The 16,824-nt window shown below is 65.3% G+C and carries 13 protein-coding genes and 1 pseudogene; 5 read left to right on the top strand and 9 right to left on the bottom strand.

What is annotated here, in order from left to right; genetic code table 11:
• Positions 1-139 precede the first annotated feature (139 nt).
• Complete coding sequence (locus M2163_RS01955; RefSeq protein ID WP_280854818.1) at positions 140-703, top strand: TIGR03086 family metal-binding protein; 564 nt, start codon at positions 140-142, stop codon at positions 701-703.
• A gap of 108 nt (positions 704-811) precedes the next feature.
• Here M2163_RS01955 and M2163_RS01950 read toward each other — a convergent pair.
• The 4 genes and pseudogenes from M2163_RS01950 to M2163_RS01935 all read right to left on the bottom strand — a co-directional run bounded on the left by M2163_RS01950 (position 812) and on the right by M2163_RS01935 (position 4,841).
• A pseudogene (locus M2163_RS01950) lies at positions 812-1,648 on the bottom strand (IS5 family transposase).
• Positions 1,649-1,779: 131 nt separating this feature from the next.
• On the bottom strand, positions 1,780-2,928 hold the full coding sequence (locus M2163_RS01945) for an acyl-CoA dehydrogenase family protein (RefSeq protein WP_280892952.1): 1,149 nt from the start codon (positions 2,926-2,928) through the stop codon (positions 1,780-1,782).
• 407 nt (positions 2,929-3,335) lie between these two features.
• Positions 3,336-3,587, bottom strand: coding sequence for a hypothetical protein (locus M2163_RS01940; RefSeq protein ID WP_280892951.1), 252 nt, complete (start codon positions 3,585-3,587; stop codon positions 3,336-3,338).
• Between the two features lie 219 nt (positions 3,588-3,806).
• Complete coding sequence (locus tag M2163_RS01935; protein ID WP_280892950.1) at positions 3,807-4,841, bottom strand: LacI family DNA-binding transcriptional regulator; 1,035 nt, start codon at positions 4,839-4,841, stop codon at positions 3,807-3,809.
• Positions 4,842-5,358: 517 nt separating this feature from the next.
• Here M2163_RS01935 and M2163_RS01930 point away from each other — a divergent pair.
• From M2163_RS01930 to M2163_RS01915, 4 genes are all read left to right on the top strand, one after another.
• On the top strand, positions 5,359-6,666 hold the full coding sequence (locus tag M2163_RS01930) for an extracellular solute-binding protein (RefSeq protein ID WP_280855143.1): 1,308 nt from the start codon (positions 5,359-5,361) through the stop codon (positions 6,664-6,666).
• Positions 6,663-7,565 carry a sugar ABC transporter permease gene (locus M2163_RS01925; RefSeq protein WP_280892949.1) on the top strand — a complete coding sequence of 301 codons (903 nt, stop codon included), beginning with the start codon at positions 6,663-6,665 and terminating at the stop codon, positions 7,563-7,565. The genes M2163_RS01930 and M2163_RS01925 overlap by 4 nt, the downstream gene beginning before the upstream one ends.
• A 1-nt stretch (position 7,566) precedes the next feature.
• Positions 7,567-8,463, top strand: a complete 897-nt coding sequence (locus M2163_RS01920) for a carbohydrate ABC transporter permease (protein ID WP_280854823.1) — start codon at positions 7,567-7,569, stop codon at positions 8,461-8,463.
• Positions 8,464-8,545: 82 nt separating this feature from the next.
• A complete protein-coding gene (locus tag M2163_RS01915) occupies positions 8,546-10,921 on the top strand; it encodes a glycoside hydrolase family 3 N-terminal domain-containing protein (RefSeq protein ID WP_280892948.1) in 2,376 nt (791 codons plus the stop codon).
• 5 nt (positions 10,922-10,926) lie between these two features.
• Here the strand turns inward: M2163_RS01915 and M2163_RS01910 are convergent, their stop codons facing one another.
• From M2163_RS01910 to M2163_RS01890, 5 genes are all read right to left on the bottom strand, one after another.
• The gene (locus M2163_RS01910; RefSeq protein ID WP_280892947.1) at positions 10,927-12,114 is read right to left on the bottom strand and encodes a fumarylacetoacetate hydrolase family protein; all 1,188 of its coding nucleotides are present in this window, start codon (positions 12,112-12,114) and stop codon (positions 10,927-10,929) included.
• A gap of 1,589 nt (positions 12,115-13,703) precedes the next feature.
• Complete coding sequence (locus tag M2163_RS01905) at positions 13,704-14,579, bottom strand: hypothetical protein (protein WP_280892946.1); 876 nt, start codon at positions 14,577-14,579, stop codon at positions 13,704-13,706.
• A gap of 21 nt (positions 14,580-14,600) precedes the next feature.
• A complete protein-coding gene (locus M2163_RS01900; protein WP_280892945.1) occupies positions 14,601-15,188 on the bottom strand; it encodes a hypothetical protein in 588 nt (195 codons plus the stop codon).
• A gap of 34 nt (positions 15,189-15,222) precedes the next feature.
• Complete coding sequence (locus M2163_RS01895; RefSeq protein WP_280892944.1) at positions 15,223-16,356, bottom strand: hypothetical protein; 1,134 nt, start codon at positions 16,354-16,356, stop codon at positions 15,223-15,225.
• Between the two features lie 7 nt (positions 16,357-16,363).
• The gene (locus tag M2163_RS01890; RefSeq protein WP_280854834.1) at positions 16,364-16,801 is read right to left on the bottom strand and encodes a hypothetical protein; all 438 of its coding nucleotides are present in this window, start codon (positions 16,799-16,801) and stop codon (positions 16,364-16,366) included.
• Between the last annotated feature and the right edge of the window lie 23 nt (positions 16,802-16,824).

The following is a 16,824-nucleotide window of genomic DNA, read 5'->3' as shown; positions in this document are numbered from 1 at the left end:
CGACATCGTCGGTGCCGAGGTGGTCGACTACGAAGCCGCGCAGGTCGTTGCGGACGGCCATTCCGGACAGCCCACCCACGATGCTGTCATCGTCCGACCCCGTTCGGGAGGATGGAAGATCGTGGCGTAGCGTGCCGCCATGACATTCTTAGCCCTGCAGTTGATACCCGATGCCATCGCCCGTTTCGGTGTGCGAGTGCACGCGGTTGACGGCCACCGGTGGAACGATCCGACGCCGTGCACCGAGTGGACGGTTCGGGATCTCGTGAACCATCTGGTCGGCGAGCACTTGTGGGTGCCGCACCTGCTTGCCGGAGAATCCCTGGAGCAGGTGGGCGACCGCTATGACGGTGACGTGGTCGGCGCGGATCCCGTACGCGCGTGGGACGAGGCCTCGGAACGCTCCCTCGCAGCGTGGAAGAGTGCCGATCTGTCCGGGACAGCCCGGTTCTCTTTCGGGGAGGCCCCGCTGACCGTGTACGCGGACCAGATACTCGTCGACCTGACCGTCCACGAGTGGGACCTGGCCCGCGGATCCGGCCAGCCCGAGCAACTTGACCCGACTGCGGTCGATTACTGCCTGGCCTACGCGCGTGCCAACGCCGAGAGAGCGGCAGGCCTCGGAATTATCGCTGCCCCGGTGCGAACCACCAGCACCGACCCCGCCGTTCAGCTGCTTTCCCTGCTGGGGCGCACCGTCTGACGGATCCGATGCACGTCGTTTCGGGAGTGCTCGTGGTTGCCTGGCACGGGCTGCAGTGCAGCTTCGTGATTCCTGGCCGTGTGCGGTCGCGCACGTGGAGGTGTGCGGTCATGGCCGGCGGTCGGGGCGTTCGCCCCAGCGGTGGGTGGTCCATGTTCGTCGAATCCGGCTACGTGCGGCGATGATGGTGTCGGCGAGGTCGAAGAAGACGTCGATGACGGTGGTCCGGCGCTCGTAGCAGCGGGTGAGCCGGGGAAGGTTCTGCCAGGCGTGGGTGCGTGCGACATGCCAACGCCGACTGGCCTGGATCGGTGCCTTCTCCCTTTACGGGCGATATGGCCGCGCAGGCCGCGTTCGTGGAGTAGGGCACGGGTCTTGTCCGAGTCGTATCCGGCGTCCAGGTGCGCGGTGATGTTGTCGCACAGAGGTCCGAGGGCGTTCAGGTGGTCCAGGGTCGGAGCGAGCAGGGGGAGTCGTGGCGGTTGGCTCCGGCCAGGACGCGGCCCAGCGGAATGCCGAATCCGTCCGTCATACCGGAACGTTTCAGGCCCCGTTTGCCGCGGTTGACCGGTGACCGGCCAGCAGCCTCGCCGCCTCCGGGCGCCTCGGTGATGGAGCCGTCCCCGGCGATCTGGTCGAGGACGAGGCCGACGATGCGGTCATAGGGCTCCAGCGCGATCTGCTTCAGGCGGGCGAAGACGCCGAGGGCGATCCACTCGTCGCGGCGGTTGCGGATCGTGGTGGCCGCACAGGTCCTGTCGGCGATCGCCTCGTAGGACAGCCGGAGCACAGCAGGTGCAGGAGCTTGTCGAAGACGACCCGGTCGCTGAGACGTCGCTGGTGGCAGCCAGGCGGATGGTACGGCTGAAACTCCGGTTGCTCCGGAAGCAGGACCGCGAATTGGTCCCAGAGCAGTTCTGTCAGCCATGACGGAAGCACGGGCACAAGTCTCCCCAGCGATCACGAAGCGTAGCGACTCCATGATCACCAGGACCTGTGCCCGTGCTGCTGCCGGGGCCCGACTGTGCTGGTCCGCGCGACCTCTACGGAAATCTCAGCCGTGCGCCGTCGTGCGCTCAGCCCACCTGCACCGGTCCGCCCGCCCCGGTCACCAGCAGGCCGTAGTTCTCGGTGGTGAGGTAGGTCGACAGCTGGGCATGGCGGGCGCCGACGTTGAGGTCCCGCCAGAAGCGCTGCAGCGGGTTGTCGAGGGCGAATGCGCTGGAGCCGTGCAGGTCCAGCAGCAGGTCGACGGCGCGCAGGAACTGCTGCAGGATGGAGACCACCTCCATCCGCATGCTCGATCGCTGCAGGGCGGTGACGTCGTCGCCGGGCAGCTGCTCGGTGATGCGGCCCGCCAGGCTGATCAGCCGGTCGTAACCACTGTTCACCATGTGTTCGGCCTCGGCGAACACATGTCGGGCCGACGCTGATTCGGCGAGACTGTTGTACTGCGTCATGGGCGGCTTGCGCGTTTGGATCACGGCTTTCACCACGTCCAGCGCACCGAGCGCCGCTCCGGCCAGAGTCGCTGTGACCGAGACCGTCTGGGAGGCGATCTCCAGTGGCCTGCCCTGGGTGAGATCTGGCGCGCCATCGGGACCGAGGGGGAAATCGAGGAGGCGCTCCGCAGGAACGAAAACGCCGTCGGCGACAACGGTGTGACTGCCCGTGCCCTGCAACCCGGCCACGCGCCAGGTCCGGTCAACGGCCAGCTCGGACATCGGCACCAGCGCACCCCGCACATGGGGCACACCGTCGTCTCCCACGGACACCACCGCCAGGAACGCCCAGTGGGCATCCTCGGCTCCCGAAGCGTAGGCCCATCGCCCGGTGACCTCGGCCCCTCCGGGAACCGCGACGGCCTGGCCGGGTGTCGAGCCGCCACACCACCGCACGTCGGGATGGGAGTAGACCTCGGCGAGGACCTTCTCGGGGTACCCCCCGGAGAAATGGGCCTTCGTTCCCGTCGAGATCGACACCAGCCACGCCGAGGACGGACACGCGCGGCCCAATTCGGACAGCACCCGTACCAGGGTGACCAGGTCCACGTCCGTCCCGCCGAACTCGACCGGAGTGCCCAGCGCGAACAGACCGGCTTCACGCAACGCCTCGAGACTCTCCGGGGCAAGGCGTCCCTGCTCCGCGGTAGCGTCCGCGTGCGCGGCCAGCACCGGCACTGCCGCACGTGCCTTCGCGATCAACGCCTCGGTCGCTTCCTGCACGCTTCCAGCCGTCTCTGTCATGCGATGTCCTTCAGCCTAGAAAGGTTTGCCGCGCTGAGCGGCATCGTTGTGCCGGTGAGCGCTGCCATGTGCCGACCAACCGCGCAGACCCACCTAGAAGAGTGACGAACTAGGCAGCACCTTCCGAACGGTGCTGCGCCAGCCGAGGATGACGTCGGGAACGCCGAAGCCCGTAGATAGAACGATCGGTCTTGAGTAAACGTAGCGGCATCATGAGACGGTGGTCAAGGCGCTCCCGCTGGGTATGCGACCTGACCGTGCAATGCCGAGCACCAGCGTCTTCGGACACGACGCGGCACCGCTCGTCGAGCCGGCGGACACCTCCGCACCGCTCAACTTCGACGACCCCGGTTTCTTGCAGTGAGCGCGGCTGACTTTCTCCGATCTCAGTTCTGTCGGGTGTTTCGATGCTGATCGTGCAGTGCCCGTGAGGCACGCATCGCGGCGCGCTCCTGTGGCAGCACTATGCCCTGATCGACGAGGTCTGCTGCGGCGCCGGCAGGCCACTTGTAAGCGTCGATGAGGCGGCGGACGAGCAGGTCACGCAGCAGTACGCCTTGGTCCCCCTTGATGGGGGATGTGAATGGGGAACGGATCGTGCTCTTCCCGCCGGGCTGCCAGTTCAAGGAGTAGCTCAAGGGCCGGCGCCGTCCTCCCTGCGTCTGCGTGGCCGGTGATCACCAAGCGCGAGGGTGCGGTTGCTCGGTAGTACGCGGCTATGCCTGGCAGGGTTGTGTCCTGACTTCAGCGGACTTGACCCCCGGGCGGGCCGCTGCTTCGTGACCGGGCGCTCGTGTCAGCAGAAAGCGGAGGTTCATGGGCTGGACGTCGTCGAGCAGTACTCTGCCGGGGCCCTCCTACGGTTGCTCACGCGCCGATGTCGGTTCGCGGGGCGCCGCTGTTGAGGCCCGTTCCACCAGTTCGGTGGCGAGTTCGATGTGGTGCGACTCGGTTTTTTCGCCGTTGACCAGTTGAAGGGCGATGCGCAGGGCGGCGGCGCCCATTTCCCGCAGGGGCTGTCGCACGGTGGTCAACGGCGGTGACGCCATCTGGGCCAGGCTTGTGTCGTCGAAGCCGATCACGCTCAGGTCTTCGGGGATGCGCAGGCCCCTGGCGCGGGCGGCCTCGATGACGCCGAGGGCGATCTCGTCGTTACCGGCGAAGATCGCGGTCGGTGGCTCCTGCAGCCCCAGTAGTGCTGTGGCGCCGTGCAATCCGGTCTCGTACGTGAACTCCCCGGGCTGGACGTAGGTGCCGGGAACCTGTGCTCCGTGTGCCTCCATGGCGGCGCGGTAGCCGTGCATGCGTGCCTGATTGCACACGGCCGTGGCTGGACCGCCGAGGTAGGCGATGCGGTCGTGGCCCAGTGCGAGGAGGTGCTGGGTCGCGGCCAGGCCACCGGCGAAGTTGGTCGCCCCGACGCTGTTGACCCGGCTGTCAGGCAGGTGCAGGGGGTCCAGCACGACCAGCGGCAGCCCGGCCCGGGCCAGTTCGTCGAGGTGGGCCGTGCTGTACACGCTGGTGATCGCGATGACGGCACGGCGTCCGGCTGAGACCAGGTCACGGGCCCAGTGCGGGGCGCGGGATGCCTTGCTGATCACCACGGACGCACCCAGTTCTGCGGCGGCGTCGATGATGCCTTCGAGGGTCTCAGCGACGTAGGACTTCAGGCCGCCCCTGAACTGCACTTCGATGGTGGGGTTCTCCTTGGCCTCGGTGTGGCGGAACACCGGTGCGAGGTACTGGTGCTGGTGCAGTAGTCCCTGTACCCGGGCGCGCGTCTGCGGTGCCACGTCGCCGCGACCGTTGACCACTTTGGACACGGTCGCGATGGAGACCCCCGCGGCTCGTGCGATGTCCGCCAAAGTGGTGCGCCTGGTGTTCGGTCGCATCGCTTCCTCTCGGTTATCTGTCCATCGGTGTGGTGAGCCGCCTGTGGAACCGGTCAACCGTACGGCAACGCGCCTGGATCCGGCGGTGCCGGGACGGAACGGGACAACTCGCTGATTGTTCGTTCCTGTCGCAGCAGCCACTGCCGTGAATGCTCACGGGGCGTTGTCAACACCTGTTTCTGAGGCATCAGTTGTCCGCGCGGTGCATCACGGGCGCGACCGGCTGTCGCTGACGTGACATGACCTGCATCAACAGGGTGTCTGCCGTTGCCGCCGCATGATCTTTCGGTCATGACTGAAGAGCTTCGAAATAGTTTCGATCCTCATCGCTGATCCTATTAGGGCCATCTTAACCCGATATTCCGCTGCTGAAGCGTCTCATCGGCATGCTTGCACACGTCTTGACAGGGCATCAGATCGAAACCTAACTTGCCAGAGCGGAGCTTGAAGGACGCTGTTTCGAAACTCTTTCACCATGACTCACGAGAAGCCGATGGCTCTCGAGTGCGGAGAAAACATGGCGCTCTCCCGACGTACCCTCCTTGGCCTGGCCGCCGGCGTTCCGGTCTCTGCGGCACTGGCGGCCTGCGGTTCATCCGGTCCCGGCAAGAGCGGAGGGGCCACATACTGGTACCTGAACGGCCAGCCCCAGGAAGGCGTCAGGGCCGGCGCGGTGGAAGCCTTCAACAAGGCCCACCCCAAGGATCAGATCAAGGACACCACCTACCAGAACGACGCGTACAAGACGAAGATCAAGACGGCCATCGGAGCCGGACGGGCGCCCACCGTCATCTGGGGCTGGGGCGGCGGGACGCTGCGCACCTATGTGGAAGCGGGCCAGGTCGAAGACCTCACTCCGTGGTTCGAGGAGCACCCCCAGATCAAGAAGGGGCTCTTCCCGTCCTCGTTCGGCGCGGCAACCGTCGACGGCAAGATCTACGCAATGCCGTGCGAAACAGTGCAGCCGATCATCCTCTACTACAACAGGAAGGTGTTCGAGCAGGTCGGCGTGAAACCGCCGCAGTCCTGGGACGACATCATGGCGCTGGTGCCCCGGTTCAACGCGAAGGGGATAGCGCCTTTCGCCCTCGGCGGCCAGTCCCGCTGGACGAACATGATGTGGCTGGAGTTCCTCTTCGATCGCATCGGCGGTTCCGAGGTGTTCCAGGCCATCATCGACGGCGAGAAGAACGCCTGGTCCAACCCGGCCGCCATCACCGCGCTGACCAAGGTCCAGGAACTGGTCAAAGCCCAGGGGTTCGTCAAGGGCTTCTCCTCGATCACCGCGGACTCCAACGCCGACCAGGCGCTCCTGTACACCGGCCGGGCCGCGATGATGCTGCACGGGGCCTGGTCCTACGGCATCCAGCAGGCCGACGGCGGGAACTTCGTCTCCAGCGGCGGACTGGGCTACATGACCTTCCCGCCCGTCGAGGGGGGCAAGGGGGATCTCAGCGACACCGTCGGCAACCCCGCCCAGTACCTGTCCATATCCTCGAAGGCCAGTGCTGAGCAGAAGAAGACGGCGAGGGAATTCTTCGCCAACGGCGTCCTGCAGGACGCCGAGGTCAAGAAGTGGATCGACAACGGATCCGTGCCGATCCGGCTGGGCACGGAGAAGCTGCTGACCGCCTCCAAGAGCGCCGACTTCCTGAAGTTCACCTACGACATCGCCAGCAAGGCCAAGGTGTTCGCCCAGTCCTGGGACCAAGCGCTCAGCCCCACCGCGGCCGAGACCCTCCTGGACAACATCGTCAAACTGTTCCAACTGTCCATCTCACCACAGCAGTTCGCCGACAATCTCAACGCTGTCACCGCCAAATGAGCGCATTCGCCGGCCATCCGTCCCGTCGCGAAGCGCGCGGCATCCTGCCGTGGCTGGCCGCGCCGGCGCTGGTGGTCTTCGTCGGCTTCGCCGTGGTTCCGCTCATCGGTGTCTTCGCGCTGAGCTTCACCACATGGGACGGGATCGGCACCATCCGCCTTACGGGGCTGACCACTTGGCGCACGGTGCTCACCAACCCCGGGCTGCCGCACGCCCTCTGGGTGACGTTTCTCGTGATGGCCGTGTCCTGGGCCGTCCAGACACCACTGAGCATTCTGCTCGGCACGTTCCTTGCCGGCCGCCAGCGCTACCGGGCGGTACTGGGCGTGGTGTACTTCATCCCGCTGATGCTCAGCTCCGCGGCGATCGCGATCGCGTACAAGGCCCTGCTGGACCCCAACTTCGGGCTCGGCGCCGGCCTGAACATCCACGCACTCAGCCAGGACTGGCTGGGGCGGCCAGGGCTCGCGTTCGGAGTCGTCGTCTTCGTCGTCTCCTGGCAGTTCATCCCCTTTCACTCCCTGATCTACCAGGGCGGGGTCCAGCAGATACCGCAATCCCTCTATGAAGCAGCGCAGTTGGACGGAGCAGGACGGATCCGGCAGTTCTTCAGCATCACGCTGCCCCAGCTGAAATACACCATCATCACCTCGTCCACGCTGATGGTGGTCGGATCGCTGACCTTCTTCGACCTCATCTTCGTCCTGACCGAGGGCGGCCCAGGAGACGCCACCCGGGTCCTCGCGCTGGACATGTACAAGCGAGGATTCCAGGCCAGTCTGATGGGTCCTGCCAGCGCCATCGCGGTCATCCTGGTCCTGCTGGGTCTGAGCCTCGCCCTGCTGCTGCGCCGGCTCGGGGGCCGCGACGCCGGTGCGAGCCAACTAGAGGGGGTCTGACATGGCCACCACGCTCACCGAACCCCGACGACCGCAGAAGGCCACCCACCGCGAGCGGCAGCGCCCCACCCGCAGGTCGGGCCGCCGCCGCAACTGGGCCGGCGGCCTGGCCGGATGGCTCTGGCTCGCCATCGTCGCCGTACCCCTGTACTGGGCCCTGATCACCAGCCTCAAGGCGCGGAGCCGCTACTACGCGAGCAACCCGCTGATGCCTTCGAGTGATCCCACACTGGACAACTACCGGATGGTCATCGAGTCCGACTTCGTCCGCTACTTCGTGAACAGCGTCGTGGTCACCGCCGGCGCCGTGGTGCCCGCGGTCGTGTTCTCCTTCATGGCCGCCTACGCGATCGTGCGTGGCTGGCGCATGCGGGTCCTGCGCGCGGTCAACGGGCTGTTTCTGATGGGCCTGGCCATCCCGCTGCAGGCGACGGTGATCCCGGTCTACCTCATCATCATCAAACTGCGTCTGTACGACAGCCTGCTGGCACTGATCCTTCCGTCGATCGCCTTCGCCATCCCGCTGTCGGTGCTGGTGCTGACCAACTTCATCCGCGACGTGCCCAAAGAACTGTTCGACTCGATGCGGGTCGACGGCGCCACCGAATGGACGACCCTGTGGCGGCTGGCGGCGCCCCTCACCCGACCGGCCATCCTCACCGTGACCATCTTCAACGCACTGACCATCTGGAACGGATTCCTGTTGCCGCTGATCCTCACGCAGAGCCCTGAGCGCCGGACGCTGCCGCTCGCACTGTGGACGTTCCAGGGCCAGTACGGGGTCAATGTCCCTGCCGTTCTCGCTGCCGTCGTCCTCACCACACTGCCCGTCCTGGTCCTGTACGCGTTCGGCCGCCGCCAGTTGCTGAGCGGCCTGACCGCCGGATTCAGCCGTTGACGGACGTCAACACCGACATAGACACCGACGCCAACCCGGCCCGGGCATGCCCTGACCCAGGGGCCGACGGGCGTGGGAGGAAGTGACCGCGAACGTGCCCGCAGAAGACACCTCCGCCGTCCCCGTATGGAACGACCCAACCCTGCCCCTGCCCACGCGAGTCGACGCCCTGATCGACGCGATGACCCTTCAGGAGAAGATCGCCCAGCTGTACGGGGTGTGGGTGGGCGCCTCCGACCAGGGCGGTGAAGTGGCCCCCCACCAGCACGACATGGAGGAGGCCGTCGACCTCGACGCACTCCTGCCGACCGGTCTCGGGCAACTGACCCGGCCCTTCGGCACCGTCCCCGTCGACCCCGCGCTGGGCGCGCTGTCCCTGGCCCGCACCCAGACCCGTATCGCCGCCACGAACCGGTTCGGCATCCCCGCCCTCGCACACGACGAGTGCCTGGCGGGCTTCGCCGCCTGGGGGGCGACGGCCTACCCCGTTCCGCTGTCCTGGGGCGCCACTTTCGACCCGGAGGTGGTACGGCACATGGCCGCCGCCATCGGCCGCGACATGCGCGCCGTCGGTGTCCACCAAGGACTCGCGCCCGTCCTGGACGTCGTGCGCGACGCCCGCTGGGGCCGGGTCGAGGAAACCATCGGCGAAGACCCCTACCTGGTCGGCACCATCGGCACGGCCTACGTGCAGGGCCTGGAGTCAGCCGGGATCGTCGCCACCCTCAAACACTTCGTCGGCTACTCGGCCTCCCGCGCCGGCCGTAACCTCGCCCCCACCTCCCTGGGGCCCCGTGAGCGCGCCGATGTTCTGCTGCCGCCCTTCGAGATGGCGATCCGTGAGAGCGGCGCCCGATCGGTGATGAACGCCTACACCGACACCGACGGCATCCCCTCCGCAGCCGACGAGGAACTGCTCACCGGGCTGCTGCGCGACACGTGGGGCTTCGAGGGCACCGTCGTCGCCGACTACTTCGCCATCGCCTTCCTGAAAACGCTGCACGGCGTCGCAGCCGACTGGGCCGACGCCGCAGGCACAGCGCTGCACGCAGGCATCGACGTCGAACTGCCCAACGTCAAGACATACGGCGCGCCCCTGGCCGAGGCCGTCACCGACGGCCGCGTACCGGAGACGCTGGTCGATCGTGCCCTGCGCCGGGTCCTCACACAGAAGGCGACGCTCGGTCTGCTCGACAAGGACTGGAATCCCGTGCCGGCCGCCCTCGACGGGGCCGACCTGGACGATCCGCCCGCTCTGCGCGGCAGGATCGACCTGGACGGACCGCAGAACCGCTCACTGGCCCGCACACTCGCCGAGAAAGCGGTCGTGGTGCTGAGCAACGACGGCACCCTGCCGCTCGAAAGGCCACGCCGCATCGCCCTGCTCGGTCCCAACGCCGACGAACCCACCGCCGTACTGGGCTGCTACTCCTTCCCCCAGCACATCGGCGTCCGCCACCCCGGCACACCACTGGGCATCCAGCTGCCCACATTGCGTGACACACTCGCCGCCGAGTTCCCCGACGCCGAGATCACGTTCGTCCGTGGCACCGGGATCGACGACGGCGACCTGTCCGGTATTGGCAAGGCCGCTCAGGCGGCGCGCGAGGCCGACGTTGCCGTCGTCGCGCTCGGCGACCGCGCCGGGCTCTTCGGGCGGGGCACCAGCGGCGAGGGGTGCGACGCCGAATCGCTGGCGCTGCCCGGTGCGCAGCAGCACCTGCTCGACGTCCTGCTCGACCAGGAGACACCCCTGATCACCGTGCTGCTCGCCGGACGACCGTACGCCCTCGGCCGCGCCGTGGAGGAGTCCGCCGCGATCGTGCAGTCCTTCTTCCCCGGCGAGGAGGGCACCCACGCGATCGCCGGGGTGCTCAGTGGCCGTACCAACCCGTCAGGGCGTCTGCCGGTCAGTGTGCCGCGCCTACCGGGCTCCCAACCGGCCACCTACCTCGGGGCGCGCCTCGCACACGCCGGCGACGTGTCCACCATCGACCCGACCCCTGCGTTCGCCTTCGGCCACGGCCTTTCCTATACACGGTTCGACTGGGCGGAGTTGGCCGTGGACGCCCCGGAAGCACAGACCGACGGCGAGTTCACCCTCTCCTTCACCGTACGCAACACAGGCGGACGTGCCGGAACGGAGGTTGTCCAGCTCTACCTGCATGACCCGGTTGCCTCCGTGGTCCAGCCGGTGCAGCGCCTGATCGGCTACACCCGGGTGCAACTGGAGCCGAACGAGGCCCGCCGCTTGCGGGTCACGGTCCCGGCCGACCTCGCCTCGTTCACCGGACGAGATGGTCGGCGTCTGGTCGAACCGGGCCAGCTGGAACTGCGGTTGGCTGCCTCCAGCGCGGATCCGCGCCTGACGGCCACAGTCACGCTGACCGGAACCGAGCGCTACGTGGATCACACGCGGCGCCTGCACGCCGCCTTCTGCCAGGGGCCGTGGACGTAGCAGTCTCAGAGCACCCCGCGCCGAGCGAGGTTGCGCATCAGCGCACCCACACCGAACGTCCACGGCGTGGCCTGCTCGCTGGTGATGACGGTGTTGACCAGAGTGCCGAGCTGCGGGCTGGAGATCCGCACGATGTCACCGTACTCGTGGGTAAAGCCCTCACCGGGTGTCCGGCGGTCCTCGGTGGGGGCGAACAGCGTTCCGGTGAACAGCACAAAGCCGTCCGGGTATTGATGATGCGGACCGTAGGTGGCGGCCACCAGGTCCCCAACGTCACGGCTGATTTCGCGCATGGAGCTGCTGCCGTGCAGGACGTAGCCGTCCGTGCCTTCGACACGGAGGTCGATGTCGAGGCTGCGTACGGTGTCGAGGCCGAAGCCGTCGTCGAGCAGTCGGATGAACGGGCCGATCGCGCAGGAGGCGTTGTTGTCCTTCGCGCGGGAGAGCAGCAGGGCGCTGCGCCCCTCGATGTCGCGGAGGTTGACGTCGTTGCCGAGTGTCGCGCCGCGGACCCGGCCGCGCGAGTCCACGACGAGGACGACCTCGGGCTCGGGGTTGTTCCAACCCGAGGCGCCGAGCACTCCGATGTCGGCGCCGGTGCCGACCGCGGAAAGGACCGGGGCCTTGGTGAATACTTCCGGGTCTGGTCCGATCCCGACCTCCAGGTACTGCGACCACAGGCCTTCGGAGACGAGCAGTTCCTTGACCCTGTCCGCTTCGGGCGATCCGGGACGGATGCCGTCGAGCGCGCCGCCCACCACGTGCTGCACGCGGGCCCGCACGCGTGCGGCCTCCGCCGGCCGTCCGCCCGTCCGTTCCTCGATGACGCGCTCCAGCAGGCTGCGGGCGAAGGTGACGCCCGCAGCCTTGATCACTTGCAGGTCGATGGGGGCGAGCAGATGCGGCACGTCACAGCGGCCGGTCGGTGCCTGCATCAGTTCCTCCAGGCGCCAGGTGTGTCCGCCTTCGGCCTCGCGGACGACCGCCACCGCGTCGTCGCGTTCCATGAGGTCGCAGACGGTGGGCGCGATGGCCGTCAGGTCGACGACTTCCTCGCCGCGGACCGCCGCCACACACGGTCCCCCCACTGCGGGATGGTGCACGCGTGCGACGAGCGCGGCGCGGTCGGCGTCCTCGGGAAGAACGGTGGCGGCGGTGAGGACCGGATGAGGACGCGCTACTGCCGATTCCACGATCGATGCTCTCCTGAACATGAGGGGTGTGATCGCCTGTGGCGGGCTCAGGAAGGGTTTCCGGGGCCGCGCCGAAGCGCGAGCACGTGACTTGTGTCGGGGAGACGTGGTTCTGGGCGCCGACGAGTTCAGCTTATGCGCGTGGTAGTCGTCGGGGCCTTCCTTTGCGGATACCCCGGCCTTCAGGCCGTGGCGGAAACTCGTCAAGAGGTCGTGCGGATAAGTGCGGTTGGGGCCCCGGCGGCAGAACGGGCTCGGGTCCGGCAGGCTGGGCGAGAGCCGCAGCAGTTGGCCGTCCGTCGGTGGCAACCTGTACGTTCACGCCGCGGCTGTTTGTTGGAGTAGCGGGCCTGGCTGTCGCCGATACGGTCATATTCGGGGAGAGTGGCTCGAACAGGATGAAGTGGGGTCGTGCACGCGCATCGTCTTCAGCAGCTCCGGTGCACGTGCCGGCGAGCAGGTTGACGACCGCGCGGGTGTAGGGGGCGGTGGACGTGCTGACCCGAATCCGGCAGTGATGTTCGCGAGAGTGGTGTGTTTGCGCAGGTATATCAGTGCCACCATCGCACGCTGAGGCGGACGGAGCTTGCGGCGTCGGTCGCTCTCACCGGTGACGATCAGCATGCCACCCAACTCCACGAGTGCGCGCAGCAGTCGAGTGCGGCAGGATTGGATGAGCAACGAGGCCCCAGAGCAACGTGATTGAGTGGTCGGACATCTCGACCGACAGCCCGTAGCCTCGCTCGTTGCGTCCCACGGCTCATCACCCGATCGGTGGTCAACTCGGAGAGGCCTACTTTTATCTTGGGCGCCGCATACTGTCATCGTGCTGTGGAAGGATTCCACAGCACGATGACAGGTCTTGGAACTGTAGGAGCCCCCTGATCCGAGGCGGCAGCGCAACACGCCGTCTGCAGAGCCCAAAAGATCACAGGAGGTGAGCGCGCATTAGTGGTATCGATCAAGGAAAGATCGCTGTGTTCCTCATCGGAGCGCCTGGCGTCGGAAAATCGACTGTGTCCCGTCAGTTGGCCGCTAACTTAGGCCTTTACGCTTTTCAGAGCGGCCAGGTACTGCGAGACACGGCCAAGAACGGAAGAGACGCCGACCTGCGTGCTCTGATTAGTGCCCGCATGAAAAAGAACATGCCTATGCCGGTCGAAGTCTACTGTCGGCTACTTCGCGAGCATGTCCCCCAGGGCCAAGGCCCGGGGATCGTCCTTGACGGCTACCCACGCAACCTAGACCAATGTTTGAGCATCCCAGCGGTTCTGGAAGCAGCGGGCATAGATGCCGGTCAGGTGGTTGGTTTCGTACTGGAAGCGCCTCAGGACGTCGTAGTAGCTCGCTCCGCTCAACGTCTCGTATGCGACACGTGTGGTCAGGAAGCGCGGCGAGGTGGCCTGTGTTGCGTCACTCCGCGATTGAATCGCCGACCCGATGACGCGATGGACCAGCTCCTGGCTCGGAGTGCACAGTTCCACGAACGACTGCCGTCTGTGCGGGAGGCATTCGCAGCCCGGTGGCCGTGTTTCGCTGTTGATGCCAGCAGATCCCCTGACGACGTGCATGCCTCGATTAGGGCGCGTCTACGTTTCGCTCTGGATTTCGTTGGCGATCGTTGAATAGGCTGCAGCCTCGTGCTGCAAAGCTGTCAGGTCGCGTGGACGCTCCGCCGACTTGAAACTCGGAAGTCCTTGCAGCTTCCACATCTCGGCTTCGATCCAGCATAGCTCGCGGTACTTCCGGGGAGCCATGGCTTGTGAGCCGAAATCCCAACCGACCGCAGATACAGGCTTCCCGTCGAATTGCTCTGCTGCCCGGCGCCGGTACTCATCCCGAGTGATGGTCGCCGGGTGCAAGAAAGAAAGGTCGAAACCGTTCTCGGCAAGACCAAATGCTGCCAAGCCGAAGAGAAATGTGACCTCCACGTCGTGCTCCTGGCAGTAGTCGGCTATCTTTCTGGCGCCGACCAATGATCCCGCATACGACACAACATAAAGCCGGTGGAGGAAATGCTGTTGGCGGAATCTATGAAGAGCTGTGATGATTGTCGCGCCCGAAGCAACGGTGTCTCCCACGATGAGCGTACTGCTGGGCGCCTCGAATCGCGCGTACGGGACCTCAATTTCTACATGATCCGCAGCGACGGATACCCGAGATGTCGCAATGAGGTTGATGGGAAGATTCTTCCCCGTCTGCACGGCGACTGCCTCTGCGAGTTGATAGACGATTCCCTTGCTGAGAATCAACAGCTCCGCTGAATCCTCAGGATCGCACTCGTCCACCATGTGCCCTATGAACAAACTACTGGCCTCTAGGCACGCTCGCCGAAATTCGACCCCTATGAGGTTCCGGTCGAACATGAGGCGCTCAAGCGGTGTGTTATGGACGAGGAAAAGCCGAAACGAATCATTCTCACCGACAACCTCCTCAAGAAAGCTGCCGGGTGTGCTGACAATCATCCCGCCCCCTCTCGTCGTGCCCTATTCCTCTCCCCAACCGAGCCTTCTCCCGGCGGTGACCATGGGAGAGTCGTGCCGGAAGACGTTCCTGCGATACTCCGTGATGGCGGAATCGAGCCAGTCCGGATAGGGCTCCGACGCCATCTTTTTCTCACCTCTGATCTTCGCCAGTACGTTCCCAGCCGCCATGAAATCGTCAACTACTGATGTTGCCAGGCTTGCCACATGCGGATGTACGTAGTCTTTTACCACTACTCCGCGATAGTGGAGCTCATCCGAGCGGTACTTGGAATTGCGTGGTGCCACGACAATGATCGGAGTTCCCATGATCGCCGCCGCCGCCATCTCAACACCGACGCCGAGCCCCCGTCGTTCACGCGCGTCCACGATTACGGCGTCCGCCACCATCACCTGATACATGTCCCGTCCGAACTGCCCGAGCACATTCCCGGGATCAGTGATCGGGTCGTCTGGGTTCAGGAAGACGATCTCATAGGGGTCCGCACCTTGTTGCACCTCCTCCTTTTCGGTGTCCGTCCAGCACAGCTTTTTATCGTCCGTCGATCCTTTGACAATCGATCCCGAACAATATACGGAAATCGGCGTCATATGCAAGAGCCTTTCAGTCGAGTTCGCCGCTACGCTAGCACAACTGCGAGGCCACGGCGGCGACATTCCGTTTCGCCTGAGTTAAGGTGGCAGCATTGTCAAGTTGCGCACCCCTTCTTGTCCGTATGACAGCGGTTCTGAACGAATTTTCCTCTCGTCGGGCATAAAGAACGCTTGTCAGCTCGCCGAACTCGGGCATTGATCGCAGCGAAAGGAGGGCGTTCCAGGTGGCGACACGGTGCACGTAGGAGTGCAGCCCGATCCATCGCAGCGCAAGATCGAATCTCCTTGCGGAGAGCAGGAAGAAGTTCGGGTGATCAGGATCCTCCAGTAAGCCGCACGACAGGTCTGCATGCGAGAAGTCCACCAGCATGTTCGCGCGCAGGTCGGTGAGGTAGCTCAGCAGGTAGGACCGCGAGATCACCATGTTGATGCGTGTCGACTCACCCGGCGTTAAACCAACTGGCAGGACCTTCTGTACAAACCTGCCTATGAAAGCCTGGCCATCGAGGCGCTCGGGGATCGCACGAAGAACCTCCTCCGGATTCTCCTTGCTACCGGTCCACCTCGAGGATACGGTCGGGATCATCCGCCAGAGAAGGCCGTTCTCATCCAGGGAGGTGCGCCAATGGGTGGCTATGTCTGATGCAGTAGCAGTCCCGATTCGCGGCTGCCAGACGAGGTTCTTTTGTACAGTCGCCCCCATCTTCCCGTCATAGCGATGGGTTGAATCGTTCCGATATTCCTTGGCCTTGGTTTCCCGATACTCATTGAGATCTGCAACCGGAGCTACATAGGACACATTCCCCGACGTGATGAGTGTCGATATGTCCTGAAGAAAAACATGGAAGCGAGGAACCTCGAAGATGTACGATGCCGGGAAAACCAGCTGTGCATCTGTGAGCAGTGCCGCCAGTCTTGTCGCCCGTAAGGAGTCTTCGAGAATGCGGGTTGCATTCTCGTTACTGAAGGAGAATCCGTAGCAGGACAGGACTTCAGGATTGAGGTACTGGATGAACAAGGGACGACTGCGGTCGTAAGCGGCTGACGATCGTGAGTGCCGTGCGGTAACTCCTCCGTCCGGCTGGCCGAGGGTCAGGTAGAGGTCTCGGCCGGCTCCGTAGACGTCACGGCGCGACTCCATGTGTTGATCAAGTCTCTGCTCCATGATCACGTCAGTCGTGGCTGTCCCCGGCAGGACGACGCATATCCAGCGATTGATCACGGCCCGCTACGTACGCGTCTCGTCCGGCGGAGATGTGCTGCGTGAGTCCACTGCCCGGCAGGGGCTCGCCGAGCGCGTCGCGCATCAGAACGACCAGGGACCTGACCTCCTCGACTTGGTCCGGGTGCTCGTCCAGCAACACCTCAAGTCGCTCAGACCACCTGGCGCTCTCCGCTGCACGTACTGGTGCCTCGCCCTCAAGATCCGATTGGCTCACCAGGTTGTGCGAAAGGTCCAGGCGTTCCAGAGCACGCGACTCCCGGTCGGCGTCACCGCGTCCCAACACCCGGGCAGCGCCGTCCCGTACAGCTGTCCAGGCATCCGTGGCCATGGCCTGCACCAGAGCGGCACCACCTGCGGAAGCCAGAGCTAAGAGCGCGGGGTCCATAAGGCCTCCCAGCCTTTGACACC

Origin of the sequence: Streptomyces sp. SAI-135 (genome assembly GCF_029893805.1) — a bacterium.
Taxonomy (GTDB): domain Bacteria; phylum Actinomycetota; class Actinomycetes; order Streptomycetales; family Streptomycetaceae; genus Streptomyces.
The sequence above is the reverse complement of the archived record's forward strand: the minus strand, read 5'-3'. Positions and strand labels throughout refer to the sequence as shown.

Coding starts and splice junctions, on each gene's coding strand:
- M2163_RS01955 (WP_280854818.1), top strand. CDS start 140: ATGACATTCTTAGCCCTGCAGTTGATACCCGATGCCATCGCCCGTTTC.
- M2163_RS01935 (WP_280892950.1), bottom strand. CDS start 4,841: ATGCGACCGAACACCAGGCGCACCACTTTGGCGGACATCGCACGAGCC.
- M2163_RS01930 (WP_280855143.1), top strand. CDS start 5,359: ATGGCGCTCTCCCGACGTACCCTCCTTGGCCTGGCCGCCGGCGTTCCG.
- M2163_RS01925 (WP_280892949.1), top strand. CDS start 6,663: ATGAGCGCATTCGCCGGCCATCCGTCCCGTCGCGAAGCGCGCGGCATC.
- M2163_RS01920 (WP_280854823.1), top strand. CDS start 7,567: ATGGCCACCACGCTCACCGAACCCCGACGACCGCAGAAGGCCACCCAC.
- M2163_RS01905 (WP_280892946.1), bottom strand. CDS start 14,579: ATGATTGTCAGCACACCCGGCAGCTTTCTTGAGGAGGTTGTCGGTGAG.
- M2163_RS01900 (WP_280892945.1), bottom strand. CDS start 15,188: ATGACGCCGATTTCCGTATATTGTTCGGGATCGATTGTCAAAGGATCG.
- M2163_RS01895 (WP_280892944.1), bottom strand. CDS start 16,356: ATGGAGCAGAGACTTGATCAACACATGGAGTCGCGCCGTGACGTCTAC.
- M2163_RS01890 (WP_280854834.1), bottom strand. CDS start 16,801: ATGGACCCCGCGCTCTTAGCTCTGGCTTCCGCAGGTGGTGCCGCTCTG.